2 protein-coding genes are annotated in these 1,796 nt (G+C 64.4%); both read left to right on the plus strand.

Going from position 1 to position 1,796, the window contains the following annotated elements:
- Window positions 1-147 precede the first annotated feature (147 nt).
- Window positions 148-1,296 (plus strand): pyruvate dehydrogenase (acetyl-transferring) E1 component subunit alpha, encoded by a 1,149-nt coding sequence (gene pdhA / locus C484_RS12050; protein WP_006826209.1) that lies wholly within the window; start codon window positions 148-150, stop codon window positions 1,294-1,296.
- The coding region (locus C484_RS12055; protein ID WP_006826210.1) for an alpha-ketoacid dehydrogenase subunit beta at window positions 1,293-1,796 on the plus strand (504 nt) is incomplete at its 3' end. The genes pdhA and C484_RS12055, both read left to right, overlap by 4 nt.

Consider the following 1,796-nt stretch of genomic DNA (forward strand, 5'->3'; position numbering starts at 1 on the left):
GGGACCGAAACCGACTCGGAGACGGGCACACCGTCCCGCCGACCATCGATAGGACGGTCATGAACTCGTGCCCATGACGGCGGACTCGACGCAGCGACAGCATCTCAATCAGCGACAGGTCTCTGTACCACGACTACGACCACGACAATGAGCACCCAAAACGACGCGGAGCAGCACGGGCATAGCGCGACGACCTACGGCGATGACAAGCCGATTCGAATCCTCGATACGGACGGCACCGTCCTCCCGGACGCCGAGGTGCCGGACCTCTCGGCCGACGAACTGGTCTCAATGTACGAGGACATCAAACTCGCCCGGAAATTCGACCAGCGGGCGATCAGCCTCCAGCGACAGGGGCGTATCGCGACGTACGCGCCGATGACGGGCCAGGAAGGCGCACAGGTCGCGACGAGTTACGCCCTCAACGACCAGGACTGGCTGTTTCCGACCTACCGGGAACACGCCGCCAAGTACGTCCACGGGATGGAACTCGAGTCACTGCTGAAACCGCTCTGTGGCCATCGAGACGGGTATGCGATCCCCGACGGCATTCCCGTCATGCCGGAGTACATCCCCATCGCGACACAGATCCCGCAGGCAACGGGAATGGCCTGGGGGAACCGACTCCAGGGAACCCCCGACAGGGCCGCTCTCTGTCACTTTGGCGACGGGGCGACCTCCGAAGGCGACTTCCACGAGGGACTGAACTTCGCCGGCGTCTTCGACGTCCCCGTCGTCTTCGTCTGTAACAACAACCAGTGGGCGATCTCCGTCCCGCGGGACCACCAGACCGCCAGCGAAACCATCGCCCAGAAGGCCGCCGCCTACGGCATCGAGGGCGTCCGCGTCGACGGACTCGACCCGCTGGCTATGTACTCGGTGACCAGCGCAGCACTACAGAAGGCAAAAAATCCCGCAGAAGACGACCGCCGACCAACCCTCATCGAGTCCGTCCAATATCGGTACGGCGCGCACACGACCGCTGACGACCCCTCCGCCTACCGCGACGAAGACGAGGCAGACGCCTGGCGCGAGAAAGACCCACTCGACCGGCTGCAGAACTACCTGACCGCCACCGACATCCTCGACGACGAACTCGAGGCCGAGATCGACGACCGCATCGAATCGCGGCTCACCGACGCCGTCGAAACCGTCGAAAACGCGACGACCGACCCCGACTCCATGTTCGATCACGTCTACGCCGAGCTCCCGGATCGACTTCGCAACCAGCGCGACCGCCTGCGCTCGCTCCGCGAGAAATACGGCGACGACGCCTTCTCCGAGGTGTTAGAGTGAGTTCCACGACGGCGGACGACGGGACGGCCGAAGCCGAGACGGACACGAACGGGGAAACAGACACGGAAACGGACACGCTAACCCTCGTCGAAGCCGTCCGGGACGCCCTCTACACCGAACTCTCGCTCGACGAACGCGTCATGATCCTCGGCGAGGACGTCGGCGAAAACGGCGGCGTCTTCCGGGCGACCGCCGAACTTGTCGACGAGTTCAGCGCCGAGCGCGTCGTCGATACGCCGCTCGCGGAATCGGGCATCGTCGGCACGGGGATCGGCCTCGCGCTGAGCGGACTGCGGCCGGTCGCGGAGTTGCAGTTCATGGGATTTTCCTATCCCGCGTTCGACCAGCTCGTCAGTCACGCGGCTCGATTGCGAAGCCGCAGCAACGGCCAGTACTCGGTTCCGATGGTGATCCGCATGCCCTACGGTGGCGGCATCCGCGCACCCGAGCACCACTCCGAATCCAAGGAAGCCTTCTTCGTCCACGAACCGGGGTTGAAG

The sequence above is a fragment of the Natrialba taiwanensis DSM 12281 genome (assembly GCF_000337595.1).
GTDB classification, from domain to species: domain Archaea; phylum Halobacteriota; class Halobacteria; order Halobacteriales; family Natrialbaceae; genus Natrialba; species Natrialba taiwanensis.